This is a genomic window from Candidatus Thiothrix sulfatifontis, from assembly GCA_022828425.1.
GTDB classification, from domain to species: domain Bacteria; phylum Pseudomonadota; class Gammaproteobacteria; order Thiotrichales; family Thiotrichaceae; genus Thiothrix; species Thiothrix sulfatifontis.
Genome location: CP094685.1, coordinates 581735 through 598070 on the forward strand (window position 1 = coordinate 581735; position 16336 = coordinate 598070).

Consider the following 16336-nt stretch of genomic DNA (forward strand, 5'->3'; position numbering starts at 1 on the left):
AGCAGTTGTTAAGGCTTCCGCAAGCTTCGCACCAGACTGCGCCACAAACGCTAACGCGCATTCTGCATAATTCCGCTAAACTTGCGCCCATGAGTCAAACCGCCTACATCCTCCAAATTGCAGTGCCACGCCCGCTGCGCACCTTGCTGAGTTACGCCTACAGTGCTACTGCTGCGCCGCCCGTCGGCACGCGTGTGTTGGTGCCGTTTGGCAAGCAACAAGCGGTTGGTTTGGTCGTCAGTGCTGAGCCTTTAGCAGCAACTGACACTGCTGACGATGCCAACGCCGCCTTTACCGTTAAGCCGGTGGCGGCGATACTGGATGACACCGCCCTGCCTGACGCGCACTTGCTGGAATTGTTGCAATGGGCGGCACGTTATTATCACCACCCGGTCGGCGAAGTGATCTTTTCCGCTCTCCCGGTCGCGTTGCGCAAACCGAAACCCTTGTCTGCCCGTTTGCAAAAACTGTTGATAGCACCGCCACCTAACGCAACAAGTTCACCTAACACCGCACGCTTACAGTTGACGAATGAACAACAACAATGCCTGCACCACATCCAGCAATGGAATGCACAAACCCCGCGTCGCCCGATTTTATTACACGGCATTACCGGCAGCGGCAAAACCGAAATTTACCTGCGCCTGATTGCGCCACTGTTTGCGGCGGGAAAACAAGTGCTGGTCATCGTTCCCGAAATCGGCTTGACCCCACAATTGCTGTTACGTTTTGCCCATTTTTTTGGCGATACCCCGATGGCGTGTTTGCATTCCGGTTTAAGTGATGGCGAACGCCTCAAAGCTTGGTTGCAAGCGCGTAGCGGCGCGGCGCAAATCATTATCGGCACGCGCTCGGCGATTTTCACCCCTGCCCCCCACCTCGCGCTGATCGTGATTGACGAAGAACACGATGCCTCCCTCAAGCAACAGGAAGGCTTCCGCTATCACGCCCGTGATTTGGCGATTAAACGTGCGCAAATGCTGGATATTCCCATCGTCATGGGAACCGCCACACCGTCATTGGAAGCGCTATACAATGCCCAAACCTCGCGCTTTCATTACGCCCGCCTCGAACGTCGCCCCGGCACGACGCGCAAACCCGATTTACAAATTCAGGATACGCGCCCGTTTGAATTGCAAGCCGGTTTAACCCCGCAAAGCCTGCAAGCCATTCGTGCGACCTTAGCGCGGGGCGAACAAATCATGGTATTTCTGAATCGACGCGGGTTTGCACCCACCCTGTTTTGCCCCTCCTGCGGCTGGCACGCCAATTGCGACCATTGCAGCGTGAAAATGACTTGGCACGCACGGCGTAACCGCTTGGTTTGCCACCATTGCGGCGCTGAACAAACCACGCCAATGCAATGCCCAGTGTGCAAAAATCCCCAACTCACCACCCAAGGCCAAGGCACGGAACGGCTGGAACTCACCCTGCAAACCACGTTTCCCGACGCCCTCGTGGTGCGCATTGACCGCGACAGCACCAGCCGCAAAGGGCAGCTCGAAGACAAACTCAGCACGGTGCGCAGCAATGACCCGCTGATTCTGGTCGGCACGCAAATGCTGGCAAAAGGTCACGATTTCCCCAATCTCACCTTGGTGGTGATTATTGACATTGACCAATCGCTGCTCAGCACCGATTACCGCGCACTGGAACGTTTGGGGCAATTGCTGGTGCAAGTCGCAGGGCGTGCTGGGCGTGCTGACAAACCGGGGCGGGTAATTTTGCAAACCAGCCAGCCAGATCACCCTTTATTGCACCAACTGGTCGGGCATGGCTACACCCCGTTTGCACGGCAATTGCTGGAAGATCGCAAACGCTGGCATTTCCCGCCCTTCGGCTACCAAGCCTTGATTCGTGCCAGCAGCACCGTGAGCATGGAAAAAGCCTTGGAATTTTTGGAGCACGTTAGTCAACGTTTGCTGGCGGTGGATGGCGCGGGAATTCAGCGCTTGGGGCCAATTCCCGCACCATTGGAAAAACGCGCCAACCGTTACCGGGCGCAATTGCTGTTAGGCAGTCAGCAACGCGCCGCATTGCACAACGCTTTGCACCAATTGCTGCAACACGCCGCCAGTTTGCCGGGACGTTCGGGCGTGCGCTGGTCGATTGATATTGATCCGATTGAGTTTAGCTAGATAGCAGCTTGCCAATCAGTCAACCGCAAGTTTGTAACGCGCTCAAATTCATGGGTGTTATTCGTTACTAGCACAGCATCATGTGTGCGGGCAATTGCTGCAATTAATAGGTCATTCGGGCCGATCAGTTTGCCTTGGCGTGTCAAGTCAGCACGAATTTGCGCATATTCTGCGGCACAGCGATCATCAAACGGCAGGCTTGCCAGCGGTGCGAAAAACAATGTTAGTTTTTGCAGATTGGCTTCGACTCGCTGGCTATGGCGTGCGCCAAACAGCAATTCTGCTTTCACAACGCTGCATACGGCAATTTCACCGGGTGAACATTGCTGGAAGTGGCGTTTGACTGCTTGCGAGGTGCCATTCATGAACTGAATGCAGGTGTTGGTATCCAGCAAGTACATCAAAACAACATCTCGCGCAATTCGTGTTCGCCTTGTTCTGGGCGTTGCAAAGCGTCGCCTTCCCAAGCGCCGAATAAGTCAAAATAGCCTTCAGGCCATTGTGTACCAACGTCTTTTTGAATCAGCAACGCAAGATACTTAGAGATGGAAAGGTGTAGCTGTTCGGCTTTATGTTGAAGCTGAATTGCGACTTCTTCAGCGACGTAGCAGTGGAGCTGCGGCATGTATGCCTCCAAATATATGTGGTGTATGTGTTTTCCACTATTACACAAATTTGATTGACTGTCAGTTGGCATTTTAACTTTTTGGCGCTAATTTCAGTGCAGTTTAATGCGCGGCGTGGTACTGCGGTGAATCAGCGCTGACAATGAATTCAGGGCGACTTTCCAAACGCCATGTAACCCCACTTGGTGCTTTTTGTAGAGCATGTTGTACATAAAACGCGCAATATAGCCTTCCACGAACAAGGTTCCCTTGGCAAGATTGCCCATTAAGCCGCCAACCGCCCAGTTTTCACCCAATGACACCAATGAACCGAAATCCTGGTAGTGGAAGTCGGCCAGCGGTTTGCCGTTTATGCGTTGCCGCAATTGTTTAGCAAGGTGTACCGCTTGCTGATGCGCGGCTTGGGCGCGAGGTGGAATCATGGTTTCGGCGGCTGCGTCCAACCAAGGTGCAGCGGCACAATCGCCGAACGCAAACACATTATCGTCGCGCGTCGTTTGCAAGGTCGGTTTGACGAGCAATTGGTTGATGCCATTGCTTTCCAAGCCATCTAGGTCTTGTAAACACGCTGGAGCGCGAATTCCCGCCGCCCACACCACCAATTCGGCAGGCAAAAACTCACCCGTTGCCAATTGCACCCCAAACGGGGTTACGCCGGAGACGCGAGCATTGGTGCGGATTTTCACATCCAGCTTTTCCAAGATGCGGGTCGCTTCACTGGCAATGCGTTCGGGCAATACCGGCAAAATGCGCGGGGCGGCTTCGATCAGGGTGAGGGTAACGTCTTGATCGGCTTCGATGCGTTCCAAGCCATACGACACCAAGGTGCGAATGCTGCGGTACAATTCAGCCGAGAGTTCCACGCCGGTAGCGCCTGCGCCGATAATCGCGACTTGCAACTGATTCGGGAATAAGGGTTCGGGTTGGGCATGAGCGCGAATGCAAGCATTTACCAGCTTACGGTGGAAACGTTGCGCCTGTTCAGGGGTATCCAATTGAATTGCGTGTTCCGCCACGCCCGGAATTTTGAAGTCGTTGGTACGGCTGCCAACCGCAATCACCAACGTGTCGTAAGGGAAACTGCGCTCTTGGGTAACGGGTTTGCCATCTTCATCTTGGTGGGAGGCAACATGCACCCGTTGTTGCTGGCGATCAATGCCAGTCATGGCGCCGATGCGGTAGCGGAAATGGTGCCAGTGCGCTTGAGCGAGGTAGTCGATTTCGTGCAGGCTGTAATCCATGCTACCGGAGGCAATTTCGTGCAGCATCGGCTTCCAGATGTGCGTGCGGTTTTTGTCGATCAGGGTAATGTGAGCAAGCTGCTTTTTACCGAGGCTATCACCCAGCAAAGTCGCCAGCTCCAGCCCGCCCGCGCCGCCGCCGACAATCACAATGCGGTGCATCCCCTGCCCGTCAGGAATATGAGTTTGCATAATCGTTCTCACCGTTAAGGATATTGCAGTGCAGCATAACGCAGCGAAAACGGATTGGCAAAAAGTTGGGGGGATAGAGGGTTACTGGAAATTAATCGGCAAGGAGACTTCTTGCCCATTGCGGGTAATATTGAGGTTCACTTGGTTAGCCGTCGCTGCTTCTTGAAGCACGCGCATCGCAATCCCCGGATTTTCCAGCACGGTGCCGTTCACGGCGGTCACAATGTCGCCCGGTTGCAGCCCCAATTGGTTGAACATTGCCACATTGCTACCCGGACTTAATTGAAACCCCAGAAATTTGCCATCACGTTCGTAAGGCTGGGGGCTGGCAACCTCTAACAAGCGCGTATTATTGTTCATCACCGACTGACGAAATTCCCCCAAATTAGCTTGGGGTTCTGCTGCCGGTTCCATGGGGGGAGGCTCTTCTGCTTGCGGCGGTGGCACTGCACCTTCGCTGGGAATGAACACTTCCGGCGGCATAATGTCCGGTGGCGGCTGGGTAAAGTCGGTAGTGGGCATGTCCATGGGGGCATTGTCCACCAACCCCGCAGCGGTATTGCCACCACCGCTGAGTTCCGGTTTGGGAAGTGCCAGTTTTTCCAGCAACCCATTGCGCCGCAATAGCACATGATCCGCTAAAATTTGCTCCAATACTGCGCCAGAACTTCCAATGGTTTCGCCCGCTGCGTAAGCTTTCTGCTGCGCATTTTCCTCGATTACCGCATAACCGCTGTTATTTGGCGGGGCATAAACCCCCTGAAGTTTGAGTGCCAATTGGGTGTTTTGAATATTACTTGGCGCGGGTTTGCTGGTATCTGCTTGATAGACGCCAAACAAATGATAGCCCGCTAAAGTATCGCCGAGATTTGGTTGTGTTGACGCGGCACTATTGACCACGCCCGCACCGCTGGCAGTAAGCAGTGGCGGTGGCTCGGTGGGAAATAGCATCCACGCCAAGCGTGCCAGCAAAAAGCCCGCCAGAATCACCAGCACAAAACTGGCGTAGTCCGGGGCGCGGCTTAGCAGTTGCTCAACGAAACGCGCACGTTGCGTACCTTGCATGGGAAAGCCTCATTCGTTAATGGCAGTTAATGCCTCAAACCTGATAATAATCGCGGTACCACTGCACAAAGCGGCGTGTACCTTCGTCAACCGACATACTGGGACGATAGCCCACATCTTGCACCAGCGCACCCACATCCGCGTAAGTATCCGGCACATCGCCCGGTTGTAATGGCAGCAAATTCAGCTCCGCCTTCATCCCCAATGCCTCTTCAATGGCACGAATATAGTCCATCAATTCCACCGGATTCTGATTGCCGATATTGTAAACGCGCCAAGGGGATTTGCTTGTGCCGGGGTCTGGCTGCATCCCGCTCCAATCGGGGTTGCCTGTCGCGGTATGATCCAACGTGCGAATCACACCTTCCACAATGTCGTCGATGTAGGTGAAATCGCGGCGATGCTTGCCGTAGTTGAACACATCAATCGGCTTACCTGCCAAAATCGCCTTGGTGAATTTGAACATCGCCATATCGGGGCGACTCCACGGGCCATACACCGTGAAAAAGCGCAAACCCGTGGTCGGCAAGTTGTACAAATGCGAATACGTATGCGCCATCAACTCATTGGCTTTCTTGGAAGCCGCGTAGAGCGACAGCGGGTGATCCACATTGTCATGCACCGAAAACGGCATGGATTCATTCGCGCCGTACACCGAACTGGACGACGCATACACCAAATGCTTCACGCCATTATGACGGCAACCTTCCAAAATATGCCCAAACCCCACCAGATTGCTGTCAATGTAAGCCAGCGGATTATCGATGGAATAACGCACCCCCGCTTGCGCCGCAAGGTTCACCACCGCATCCAAACCTTCTTCCGCAAACAGCTTTGCCATCCCCGCACGATCAGCTAAATCCAAGCGAATGAACTTGAATTTGCCTGCCGCATCCGCCTCGATCACCCGTTGCAAACGGCGTTCTTTCAAGGTCACATCGTAGTAATCGTTGAAATTGTCGATACCGACAACTTCATCACCGCGTTGCAGCAATTGCAACGCGAGGTGCATCCCGATGAATCCCGCAACCCCTGTGATCAATACGCGCATGGCTTATTCCTGTGTTATTAATTTTTTGGTTATTTCGTGAGTAAGTCGGCAACTTCGTGGTACTTAGCTGCGGTTTTTTCCATAATCTCCGCAGGCAACTCCGGCCCCGGCGCGACTTTGCCCCAATCCAGCGTTTCTAAATAATCCCGCACGAATTGTTTGTCAAACGATGGCGGACTAATGCCGGGTTCGTACTGATCAGCAGGCCAGAAACGCGAAGAATCCGGCGTGAGGATTTCGTCGATCAACACCAGCTTACCCTCCGCATCCAACCCGAACTCGAACTTGGTGTCAGCGATAATAATACCGCGTTTGAGCGCGTATTCCGCCGCTTGGCGATACAATTCCAAACTCACGCTGCGCACTTGCTCAGCAAGGTCTGCGCCAATGCGGGTTTGCATGTCGGCAAAGCTGATATTGATGTCGTGATCGCCCACGTCGGCTTTGCTGGAGGGCGTGAAAATCGGTTCAGGCAAACGGTCTGCCATTTGCAAACCAGCGGGCAATTCGATACCGCACACCGCGCCGGTTTGCTGGTAATCCTTCCAGCCCGAACCGATCAAGTAACCGCGCACAATCGCTTCCACCGGCAAGGGCTTGAGGCGTTTCACAATAATGCTGCGCCCCTGCAATTGCGCTTTTTCATCGGCGGTCAGCGGCAGATCATCCAATGTTTTGTCGCTCAAGTGATTCGGGATCACGTCATGCAGCAAGCCAAACCAGAAATTCGCCACTTGGGTGAGGATAACGCCCTTCTGTGGAATAGGCGTCGGCATGATCACATCGAATGCCGATAAACGATCCGTGGTCACGATCAGCATGTGCTGGTCATCGACGGCGTAAATATCGCGGACTTTGCCCCGTGCAATCAACGGCAGGGAGGTGATGTGCGTCTCAAGAACGCTGCTTGGGTGACTGTTTGTATTCATTCGCTTGCGGTTAGTTAGTGCGTAAAAGGTACATCACGTTATAATATCAGATTTTGCAGAGAAATAAGGGGAGCTTCATGACTCAACCCAATTCGGCGGTAGTGGTAGGGGTTGTCATGGGTAGCAACAGCGATTGGAACGTGATGTCCAAAGCCGTTGAACAACTGGAAAAATTCGGTATTGCGCATGAATACCGCGTCGTTTCCGCCCATCGCACACCCGATTTGCTGTTTGAATACGCGGAAACCGCCCGCGCACGCGGTTTGAAATGCATTATCGCGGGTGCTGGAGGGGCTGCGCACTTGCCCGGCATGTTAGCGGCAAAAACCACCTTGCCGATTTTAGGCGTGCCCGTCACCAGTCGTGCCTTGAACGGCATTGATTCGCTGTATTCGATTGTGCAAATGCCCAAAGGTGTCCCCGTGGCCACGTTTGCGATTGGCGAAGCGGGTGCGGCGAATGCGGCGTTGTTTGCGGTAGCGATGCTGGCGAATAACGACCCAGTGCTGGCGGAAAAGTTGGCGCAATTCCGTGAAGAACAACGCCAGTGTGCCATGAATATGGCGTTACCCCCGACGTAATCCTTAACCATGTGGCATGGGGGATGGGGTGTCAGCATTCGACTCGTGTTGCTGCTGAGTCTGGGGTGCTTGTTCGCGCCAGTGAATGGCTGGGCGGTAGAACGTTCTCACGTATTGCGCCATGCCCCGCTAGTGATTGACCATTCTCTGGATTTTTTACCTGACCCCACCGGAACACTGGGCGTGAATGACGTGATCGCGCCCACGTATGCAGCGCAATTTCGCAACACTGGGCAGATGGCATTCTTAGCAGACCGGCGCGACCACCCTTATTGGCTCAGGATACTGATTGATAATCAAACGGGTGCTGCTTGGCAAGGTTACGTGCAGTGTTGGGGAATTGCGGTTCCACAGACGCAGCTTTACCTAACCCCCAATGATTCAGCGTCTGGCAATACGCCAGTAATGTTGCCGCATACGCCGTATTTTCACCATCACACTTATCAGCTCGCCTTACCCGCGCAAGGCGTGCAAGCGTTGTATGTTTATTTGCCCCGTGTGAATGATTTTATGCCGGTCGATTTCCGCTTGGTAAACGCAGAGGCTCGGATCAATCTGCCTGTGCTCGTGGTGGAAGCCATTATCACGGGGGGATTATTGGCGTTGGGGCTGTACAACTTGCTGTTGTTTACCAGCCTGCGGGATAGCAGTTACGCTTGGTTAAGCCTGTTCATTTTAGCGACGCTGTTTGAATTGAACCGCCACACGGGGATTTTTGAGCAATACGCGGGAAGCTGGTCGCAATATCCGCAGTTTCACAATGTCTTCGGGCATTTGGCGGTGGTGGGATTTGTCGCCTTTTTTCGGCATATCGTGCCGACTTACCCGTTACAGACGCTGGATAAGGTGCTGCGGGGCTTCTTCTGGGTGGCTTTGGTCATTGCGCTGAATAGTGCTTGGTTGCCCTACCGTTCCTTCTTAATGAGTGGTGTAGCACTGGGGGCAACGTGCTTAGTGGTATTGGTGTTTTGGCAGGCATTCCGGGTAAAACAGCCGGTAGCGGGTAAATTGATCGGCGCGTTTGTCATTTTGCTGCTGGGTTTATTGCCGACGATTTTGGCGGATTTGGCGATTATGCCGCGTTTATCGGAAGATATTTTGCTGGCGCTGACGGGGATTGCGTTGTTTTCCTTGTTATTGTCGTTGGCGCAAGCGGATCAGACGCGGGTTTTGCGTGAACAAACGGCGAGTGCCCAAGCCGCGAATCAGGCGAAAAGTGAGTTTTTGATCACCATGAGCCACGAATTGCGTACCCCCATGAATGCGGTTGTGGGGACGGGGGTGTTGTTGCGCCAGACGGCGCTGACCCCACCTCAGCAAGGTTATGTGGAGAAACTGGAAATTGCTGCCAAACACATGCTGGCGTTGCTGAACAATGTCTTGGATTTATCCCAAATTGAACAACGCCAGCTAGTGCTGGAACAGATTCCGTTTGACCTTGCAAAGATCCTGGATGAGCTACACACCTTGTTTGCCGAACCAGCACGGGCGCAACAGCTTCACTTAAGCGTGCCGCAGTCACTGGATTTCCCCACGCAGTTGCAAGGCGACCCCACCCGTTTGAAGCAGGTGTTATTTAATCTAGTCGGCAATGCCATTAAGTTTACCCATCGCGGCAGTGTGCGCTTGGCAATCCAGCCGGTGAACACGCCGCCCGCAGATACGCATTCGATCAGTTTGCGCTTTAGCGTGACCGATACCGGCATTGGCTTGACTCCAGAACAGCAAGCCAAGTTGTTTCAGCCGTTTTCCCAAGCGGAGCGTGGCACGGCGCGTCGTTACGGCGGTAGTGGCATGGGCTTGGCCATCAGCCAGCGCTTGGTAGCACAAATGGGTGGAAACTTGTTGCTGGAAAGTACGCTGGGTAAGGGCAGTTGTTTCCAGTTTACCCTGACGTTTCCCTTGGCAGTCGCTGCCCCTACATCGCTGCTGTCGGATACTCCCAAACCTGAGGTGCCTGCCCACGTTTTGCTGGTGGATGATGATGAACTGAATCAATTTTTTCTGCCCAAATTGCTGAATACGTTGTCATTAACAGTCACCGTAGTGGGTAGCGGGCAACACGCAATTGCACAGGTGCAACAGCAAACGTTCGCGCTGGTGCTCATGGATGTGAGTATGCCGGGGATGGATGGTTACGAAACAACCCGGCGAATTCGTTGCTTTAAGTCATCGGCAGAATTGCCGATTATTGCGCTGACAGCACACGCCTTGGCGGGGGAACGCGAGCGCTGTCTTGCAGCGGGGATGAATGATTTTCTGGTGAAGCCGTTCGAGATGAAGGATTTACAAACCATTATGCAGCGGTGGTTGCGTTGATGCGCTGAAAATCAACCATTCACTGGCTGATTTTCCTGAGCTATACTCACGGTTATGTATACACGCCACATCACCCCACTGCTGCACGAAGCGCTCACCGATACCCCCGTGGTATTGCTCAATGGCGCACGCCAAACGGGCAAAAGCACTTTGGCGCAAACGCTGGCAAAAACGCAGCAGCGCCGCTACCTGACGCTGGATGATCATGCCGTGTTAGCAGCGGCACAGAGTGATCCAGCCGGTTTTATCGCAGGTCTGCAAGGTAAAGTGGCATTGGATGAAGTGCAACGCGCCCCCGCTTTATTCCTTGCCATCAAAGCAGCGGTTGATCGCGACCGTCAAGCGGGACGCTTTCTGCTAACGGGTTCAGCGAATGTCATGTTATTGCCAACGCTGGCGGATTCATTGGCAGGACGCATGGAAGTGCTGTCGTTATTACCGCTCTCCAGCGCTGAAATCACGCATTCCTCCACCTTTAACTGGGCAGATTGGCTGTTCGATGGCGCACTGGATAGCGTGACGATTGCCCCGTGTGAACGCACCGTGCTGCTGGAACGCTTGCTGGCGGGCGGTTTCCCCGAAGCCGTGGGGCGCACGCAAATCCGGCGGCGAGCGGCATGGTTCGACAATTACCTACAAGCGATTTTGTACCGTGATGTGCGTGAGTTAGCCCGCGTCGAGCAACTCAGCGAAATCCCGCACTTGCTGCAATTGCTGGCAACGCGCAGTGCCAAACTGCTGAATTTTGCCGAACTTGCCCGCACCAGCGGCTTGGCACAATCCACCCTCAAGCGTTACTTCACTTTACTGGAAACACTGTTTTTGGTGTATCGCCTCCCCGCGTGGGAACGCAATTTCGGCAAACGCATGGTAAAAGCCCCGAAAATCTTTTTGCCGGATAGCGGCTTGCTGGCGCACCTTACCCACACCTCATTGGAGCGCATCGAGCATGAACCCAATGTACTCGGCGGGCTAGTCGAAACCTTCGTCCTCAGTGAATTACTCAAACACCTGACATTTTCTGCCCAGCGTTTGTCGTTATGGCATTACCGCACCATCAGCGATATAGAGGTCGATTTCGTGTTGGAAAACCGGGCAGGCAAACTCACGGGCATCGAAGTCAAAGCCAGCGCCACCATAGATAGCAAAGATTTCAAAGGTTTGCGGCATTTGCAAGAAACCGAACCCACGCTGTTTCAACGCGGCATCGTGCTGTATAGTGGGCGCGAAGTCGTGCCGTTTGGTGAACGGCTCTTTGCCGTGCCGTTGTCGCTGTGGTGGGGAGTGGAGAAACCATGAATTTCCTGTATCCTTATCTGTTATTTCGTAACCCCAGCTTACTCGACACCTTATGACACTACTCCCCGGATCAACCATCGGAATGCTCGGCGGCGGGCAACTCGGACGCCTGTTTACCGTCGCCGCTCGCACCCTCGGCTACCGCGTGCTTATCCTCGAACCGGATTTTCACAGCCCTGCCGCGCAACTCTCTGACGACCACATTATTGCCGCTTACGATGACGAAGCCGCGCTTACGGCTTTCGGTAAACGTTGCGATGTGATCACCACTGAATTCGAGAATATTCCCGCGCAAACGCTGGAATTCCTTGCGCAGTTCTGCCCAGTACGCCCGTCCGCCCAAGCGGTGAAAATGGCACAAGACCGCATTGTGGAAAAGGAATTCGTGCGAGCGTGCGGCTTGCAGCCTGTGCCGTTTGCGGCGATTCACACAGCGGCGGATATTGCCGCAGCACCCAACAGCATCCAATTCCCCGCCATCCTCAAAACCGCCCGCCTAGGTTACGACGGCAAAGGGCAAGTCACGGTGCATTCGGTTGCCGAAGCGCAAGCCGCGTTTGCCCAATTGCACGGTGTGGCGTGTGTGCTGGAACAGCGCGTGGAATTGGAACGCGAGATTTCGGTCATCCTCGCCCGCAGTGTCGGCGGCGAAGTGCGCTGTTTTCCTGTAGCAGAAAACGAACACCGCGACGGCATCCTGCACCAAAGCATTGTACCCGCCCGCATTGATGCCGCCCTCGCTGCCGCCGCGCAAGCCGCCGCCACCCGCATGGCGGACAAGCTGGATTTCATTGGCGTGATGGCAGTGGAATTCTTCGTCACCCGCCAGGGCGAATTGCTCATCAATGAAATGGCACCGCGCACTCACAACAGCGGGCATTACACCCTTGATGCGTGCATCACCTCGCAATTCGAGCAGCAAGTGCGCATGGTCTGTGAACTACCCTTCGGCGCAACCGACCTGCTGTCCCCCGTGGTCATGGTCAATATGCTCGGCGATTTGTGGCACGACACCCAACCGGAATGGGTAGCCTTGCTGCAAAGTGCCCATACCAAGCTACACTTGTACGGCAAACACGAAGCCCGCCCCGGTCGTAAAATGGGGCATTACTGCACACTAGCGCCGCAGCTTGACGATGCACTGGCAGAAGCGGGACACATCTTTCAACAATTGCAATAAGGAACGTACCACATGGATATGAACACTTTGATACTGAAAGTACACGCGATTATCGCGCTGCTTTCCGTGGCCATTTACCTCATCCGAGGGGTATGGATGTTGACCAATAACCCCGCTGTCAACGGCAAAACGGCTTTAGCGAGTGCGTCATTGTCGATGCTGATTTTGTTGGGAACCGGCCTGTGGCTGGCATTCGTCACTACCGCACACGGCGTGGATAATTTTGTCATTATCAAAGCGGTGGGTTTGATTGTGTACGTGGTATTGGGCGTGATTGCACTGAAACCGGGCTTGGGGAAAATCAGTGCGGTAATGCTGTGGTTAGCAGGTTTGGCGGCATTTGTTTACACCTTTTTGTATGCGAAAAATCTTGCACCGGCGATCCTCTAATGGCTGATATTCCTTACACTAAAAGCCTGCGCGACGACATCCGTTTTGAAACCGAACTGTGCGGGCAGCCGTTTACTTTCCTATCAACGTGGGGGATTTTTTCACCACGTGAAATTGATGACGGCACGGATTTGCTGCTGAAATACTTGAAAATCAACCCGACCGATGATTGCTTCGACCTTGGCTGCGGCTATGGGCCGGTGGGTTTGGTGATGGCGAAACTTGCCCCGCAAGGTCAAACCTTGATGGTGGATAAGGATTTCATGGCAGTGGAATACGCGAATCGCAATGCGGGCGTGAATAAATTGACGAATGCGCGCGCCATGCTCAGCAACGGTTTCCAGCACCTCGACAAAGAGGCGCGGTTTGATGTGATTGCATCCAACCTGCCCGCGAAAGTGGGCAAGGAAATGATGAGCATTTTGCTGCACGACATGAAACATCACCTCAAACCGGGCGGGCGCGTGTATATCGTGACGATTAATGGCTTGCGCGAATACATGAAGCGCAACCTGAAGGACGTGTTCGGCAATTTCGACAAGCTCAAACAAGGCCAGTCGTACACCGTGTCGTATGCCGAAAAAATAAGTAACGCATAAAACAGAAGAGCCCTTCACCCCTTGCGGGGGAAGGGTTGGGATGGGGGGAATCTTTAGGCGTTATGGTAACTCGTCACCAATTCCACCTCATTGCGTGAACCCATGACGACAGGCACGCGCTGGTGCAGGTCAGTCGGTTGCAGTTCCATGATGCGTTCGTAAGCCGTGGTTGCCATGCCGCCCGCTTGCTCAACGATGAAGCCCATCGGGTTGGCTTCGTACAACAAACGCAATTTGCCGGTTTTGCCGCTGGCTTTCATTTTGCTATCCATGGGATAAATGAAAATGCCGCCGCGCGTTAAAATGCGGTGAATTTCGGCAACCATTGACGCTACCCAACGCATATTGAAGTCTTTACCGCGCGGGCCTTCGACGCCTTGTAAGCATTCGCTGATGTAACGTTGCATCGGCGGTTCCCAGAAACGTTGGTTCGACATATTGATCGCGAATTCTTTGGTGTCAACCGGGATTTTTACGTCTTCACGGGTCAGCAAGAATTCACCGCAATCCTTATCCAGGGTGAACATGTTCACGCCGTTGCCCGTGGTCAACACCATAATGGCAGAAGGCCCATACAGGCAATAACCTGCCGCGACTTGCTTGGTGCCCGGCTGCATGAAATCGGCAGCGGTCGGGTTTTCCACGCCTTCGGGGGCTTTGATGATGGAGAAAATCGTACCAACCGATACATTCACGTCCATATTAGAAGAGCCATCCAAAGGGTCGAATGTCACCAAGTAATGACCACGCGGCACATGGTTAGGCAGATGGTAAACCTCATCCATTTCCTCAGAGGCTAATCCCGCTGCGTGACCGTGGGAAAGGGCTTCGATCATCACGTCATTGGTGATAATGTCCATTTTTTTCTGCTCTTCGCCCTGAACGTTTTCAGAGCCAGCAGAACCTAGCACGCCGATGAGATCGCCTTTGCTGGTGAGTGCTGCAATTTTTTTGCAAGCAAGGGTAACGTCATTCAGTACTAGGCTGAATTCGCCGGTTGCGCCTGCGTGTTTGCGTTGTTCTTCGAGGATAAATTGTGTCAGTGTGGTGCCAATTTGATACATGCCTAGCTTCCAAGGTTAGAAAGAAAAAATCGTGTATAAATTGATTATGATATGCTGATGGATGGATTGTAAATAAAAAAAGGCGGATCCGAAGACCCGCCAGACTTGCGAGGGAGTATTATAACTTTGAATATTACTAGTTGAGTGTGTAGTGTTGCTGATGAGTCGCTACCATTGCGCTAGTGGTTCAACAGCAGTTGAAAAAAATTATTTTTTATTTTTTTGGCATATACGCCAAATCGATTAGAACCAAAACGGTAACGAGAGCGACACAGTGATGGAAGGCCACCCACAAGGCAGCAAGCAACAAACTGAACTGATAAGCAAGCTTAGCGATGAAACCCTGATGGAATGCATCGGTCGCGGAGACCAACAGGCATTCAGTCAGTTATACCTGAGATACCAGCCCAGATTGGTTAAATATTGTTCGCGCGTTTTGCGTGACGACATTGCTCAGGCGGCTGATTTAGTGGATGAGGCCATGTTTGATGTTTGGCGGTCAGCGGAAAATTTTGCAGGCAGATCAAAAGTATCGACGTGGATATATTCGATTGCTCGCAACAAGATGGTGTCGTGGTTACGCAAAACCTCGGAAGTGACGTTGGAAGATGAGTCGATACTCGATGCCATGATTGACCCAGCCGCCGGCCCTCACGAGGAATTGGCATTGGATGACATGAAACAGCAATTGCTGCGTTTAATGGATCAGTTGACGGAAGAACACCGTGAAGTGATTCGCCTGACTTATTTTGAGGATAAGTCGGTTAAGGAGGTGGCGATTGTGTTGGATATTTCGGAAAACACCGTCAAAACTCGCATGTTTTATGCGCGTAAGCGCTTGGCGCAGTTACTGGAAAAAGCCGGTATCGTCGGCGTCGACTTTTAAACGGCATTTGAGACTATTGTGATATGAGCTTATACCCACATGGCGATCCAGTTGAAGAAGCACGGCTGTTATTGCCTTGGTATATCACCGGCAAATTAACCGAAACCGAGCGTAAACTGGTTGAACGGATGCTGGAAACCCACCCTGAGTTAGCCGACGAATACCGCAGTGAACTCAAGTTAGTGGACATGATTCGCGCCAATACCGCGCTGTTGGAATTATCAGCCGTTGACACCACGCAACAGCGTTTAGAGAAGTTAATGAAGCGCATTGAACGTGACGAGCAGATCAATGCAGCACCATCGCCAACAGCGGTGCACCCACGCCCGCCACCGCGTGATCGGCTGCGCGAAGCCAAGCAATGGATGCGCAGGCTATTACCAAATTGGCAGGGTTTAACGCCCGCCAACGCAGTGTTTGCTTTATTGTTGTTGATCCAGGCAGGTTTCTTAGGGTGGTTTGCTAATGCCAGCAGCAGTCAGCCAGAAGGTATTTATGTGAGTGCTACCGTGGCCGATGACCCTGCTGCGACCGTGCCGGTGATTAAAGGCATGGTCTTGTTGGTCGATTTCAATGGGGAGGCGCGGATACAACAAGTTCGCGAGTTTTTATCGCATTGGAATGCCCGCATCCTTGATGGTCCGACCGAGACGGGCTATTTCAAAATTGAAATGAAGGATGTACTCTCGTCCGACCCGCAAGCGAGTGTTATTTTACAGCAAATGCAGCAGGATAACGCCGTCATTGCTTTTATCGGACAAGAATACTGAAATCAC

16 protein-coding genes are annotated in these 16336 nt (G+C 53.1%); 9 read left to right on the forward strand and 7 right to left on the reverse strand.

The genetic code is table 11. From position 1 onward, the window contains the following. Positions 1-89: 89 nt before the first annotated feature. The gene (locus L3K52_02985) at positions 90-2138 is read left to right on the forward strand and encodes a primosomal protein N' (protein UOG92704.1); all 2049 of its coding nucleotides are present in this window, start codon (positions 90-92) and stop codon (positions 2136-2138) included. Here L3K52_02985 and L3K52_02990 read toward each other — a convergent pair. From L3K52_02990 to L3K52_03015, 6 genes are all read right to left on the reverse strand, one after another. After that, positions 2135-2539 (reverse strand): type II toxin-antitoxin system VapC family toxin, encoded by a 405-nt coding sequence (locus L3K52_02990; protein UOG93959.1) that lies wholly within the window; start codon positions 2537-2539, stop codon positions 2135-2137. The two genes, L3K52_02985 and L3K52_02990, sit on opposite strands and share 4 nt — an antisense overlap. Then, positions 2539-2763, reverse strand: a complete 225-nt coding sequence (locus tag L3K52_02995) for a hypothetical protein (GenBank protein UOG92705.1) — start codon at positions 2761-2763, stop codon at positions 2539-2541. The genes L3K52_02990 and L3K52_02995 overlap by 1 nt, the downstream gene beginning before the upstream one ends. Before the next feature lie 93 nt (positions 2764-2856). Further along, complete coding sequence (locus tag L3K52_03000) at positions 2857-4197, reverse strand: NAD(P)/FAD-dependent oxidoreductase (GenBank protein ID UOG92706.1); 1341 nt, start codon at positions 4195-4197, stop codon at positions 2857-2859. A gap of 81 nt (positions 4198-4278) precedes the next feature. Next, complete coding sequence (gene gspC, locus L3K52_03005) at positions 4279-5262, reverse strand: type II secretion system protein GspC (protein ID UOG92707.1); 984 nt, start codon at positions 5260-5262, stop codon at positions 4279-4281. Positions 5263-5296: 34 nt separating this feature from the next. After that, positions 5297-6313, reverse strand: a complete 1017-nt coding sequence (locus tag L3K52_03010; GenBank protein UOG92708.1) for an NAD-dependent epimerase — start codon at positions 6311-6313, stop codon at positions 5297-5299. 29 nt (positions 6314-6342) lie between these two features. Then, positions 6343-7242 carry a phosphoribosylaminoimidazolesuccinocarboxamide synthase gene (locus L3K52_03015; protein ID UOG92709.1) on the reverse strand — a complete coding sequence of 300 codons (900 nt, stop codon included), beginning with the start codon at positions 7240-7242 and terminating at the stop codon, positions 6343-6345. A 77-nt stretch (positions 7243-7319) separates the two neighbouring features. On the opposite strand from L3K52_03015, the gene purE reads away from it, so the two are divergent. The 6 genes from purE to L3K52_03045 are packed head-to-tail and all read left to right on the forward strand — an operon-like array spanning position 7320 to position 13610. Next, positions 7320-7823, forward strand: a complete 504-nt coding sequence (purE, locus tag L3K52_03020) for a 5-(carboxyamino)imidazole ribonucleotide mutase (GenBank protein ID UOG92710.1) — start codon at positions 7320-7322, stop codon at positions 7821-7823. A 9-nt stretch (positions 7824-7832) separates the two neighbouring features. Beyond that, positions 7833-10142, forward strand: a complete 2310-nt coding sequence (locus L3K52_03025; GenBank protein ID UOG92711.1) for an ATP-binding protein — start codon at positions 7833-7835, stop codon at positions 10140-10142. 54 nt (positions 10143-10196) lie between these two features. After that, entirely contained in the window at positions 10197-11441 is a 1245-nt protein-coding gene (locus L3K52_03030) for an ATP-binding protein (GenBank protein ID UOG92712.1), read from the forward strand. A 52-nt stretch (positions 11442-11493) separates the two neighbouring features. Next, positions 11494-12621: a 5-(carboxyamino)imidazole ribonucleotide synthase gene (locus tag L3K52_03035; protein ID UOG92713.1), complete on the forward strand. Its 1128-nt coding sequence runs from the start codon at positions 11494-11496 to the stop codon at positions 12619-12621. A gap of 12 nt (positions 12622-12633) precedes the next feature. After that, on the forward strand, positions 12634-13011 hold the full coding sequence (locus tag L3K52_03040; GenBank protein ID UOG92714.1) for a SirB2 family protein: 378 nt from the start codon (positions 12634-12636) through the stop codon (positions 13009-13011). Beyond that, positions 13011-13610, forward strand: a complete 600-nt coding sequence (locus L3K52_03045; GenBank protein UOG92715.1) for a methyltransferase — start codon at positions 13011-13013, stop codon at positions 13608-13610. The genes L3K52_03040 and L3K52_03045 overlap by 1 nt, the downstream gene beginning before the upstream one ends. Before the next feature lie 53 nt (positions 13611-13663). On the opposite strand, the gene L3K52_03050 is transcribed toward L3K52_03045, so the two are convergent. Then, positions 13664-14674: a class 1 fructose-bisphosphatase gene (locus L3K52_03050; protein UOG92716.1), complete on the reverse strand. Its 1011-nt coding sequence runs from the start codon at positions 14672-14674 to the stop codon at positions 13664-13666. Between the two features lie 277 nt (positions 14675-14951). Between L3K52_03050 and L3K52_03055 the strand changes: the two genes are divergently transcribed. Together L3K52_03055 and L3K52_03060 are read left to right on the forward strand one after the other, a co-directional pair. Then, on the forward strand, positions 14952-15560 hold the full coding sequence (locus L3K52_03055; protein ID UOG93960.1) for a sigma-70 family RNA polymerase sigma factor: 609 nt from the start codon (positions 14952-14954) through the stop codon (positions 15558-15560). Between the two features lie 23 nt (positions 15561-15583). Beyond that, positions 15584-16330 (forward strand): hypothetical protein, encoded by a 747-nt coding sequence (locus L3K52_03060; GenBank protein UOG92717.1) that lies wholly within the window; start codon positions 15584-15586, stop codon positions 16328-16330. Positions 16331-16336 lie beyond the last annotated feature (6 nt).

What these genes read in the sequence shown, in the direction of transcription:
- L3K52_03040 (UOG92714.1), top strand. Translation starts at nt 12,634, where the DNA reads ATGGATATGAACACTTTGATACTGAAAGTACACGCGATTATCGCGCTG.
- L3K52_03010 (UOG92708.1), bottom strand. Translation starts at nt 6,313, where the DNA reads ATGCGCGTATTGATCACAGGGGTTGCGGGATTCATCGGGATGCACCTC.
- L3K52_03060 (UOG92717.1), top strand. Translation starts at nt 15,584, where the DNA reads ATGAGCTTATACCCACATGGCGATCCAGTTGAAGAAGCACGGCTGTTA.
- L3K52_03015 (UOG92709.1), bottom strand. Translation starts at nt 7,242, where the DNA reads ATGAATACAAACAGTCACCCAAGCAGCGTTCTTGAGACGCACATCACC.
- L3K52_03030 (UOG92712.1), top strand. Translation starts at nt 10,197, where the DNA reads ATGTATACACGCCACATCACCCCACTGCTGCACGAAGCGCTCACCGAT.
- L3K52_03045 (UOG92715.1), top strand. Translation starts at nt 13,011, where the DNA reads ATGGCTGATATTCCTTACACTAAAAGCCTGCGCGACGACATCCGTTTT.
- L3K52_03050 (UOG92716.1), bottom strand. Translation starts at nt 14,674, where the DNA reads ATGTATCAAATTGGCACCACACTGACACAATTTATCCTCGAAGAACAA.
- L3K52_03055 (UOG93960.1), top strand. Translation starts at nt 14,952, where the DNA reads ATGGAAGGCCACCCACAAGGCAGCAAGCAACAAACTGAACTGATAAGC.
- L3K52_03025 (UOG92711.1), top strand. Translation starts at nt 7,833, where the DNA reads ATGTGGCATGGGGGATGGGGTGTCAGCATTCGACTCGTGTTGCTGCTG.
- L3K52_02985 (UOG92704.1), top strand. Translation starts at nt 90, where the DNA reads ATGAGTCAAACCGCCTACATCCTCCAAATTGCAGTGCCACGCCCGCTG.
- gspC (UOG92707.1), bottom strand. Translation starts at nt 5,262, where the DNA reads ATGCAAGGTACGCAACGTGCGCGTTTCGTTGAGCAACTGCTAAGCCGC.
- purE (UOG92710.1), top strand. Translation starts at nt 7,320, where the DNA reads ATGACTCAACCCAATTCGGCGGTAGTGGTAGGGGTTGTCATGGGTAGC.
- L3K52_03000 (UOG92706.1), bottom strand. Translation starts at nt 4,197, where the DNA reads ATGCAAACTCATATTCCTGACGGGCAGGGGATGCACCGCATTGTGATT.
- L3K52_02990 (UOG93959.1), bottom strand. Translation starts at nt 2,539, where the DNA reads ATGTACTTGCTGGATACCAACACCTGCATTCAGTTCATGAATGGCACC.
- L3K52_03035 (UOG92713.1), top strand. Translation starts at nt 11,494, where the DNA reads ATGACACTACTCCCCGGATCAACCATCGGAATGCTCGGCGGCGGGCAA.
- L3K52_02995 (UOG92705.1), bottom strand. Translation starts at nt 2,763, where the DNA reads ATGCCGCAGCTCCACTGCTACGTCGCTGAAGAAGTCGCAATTCAGCTT.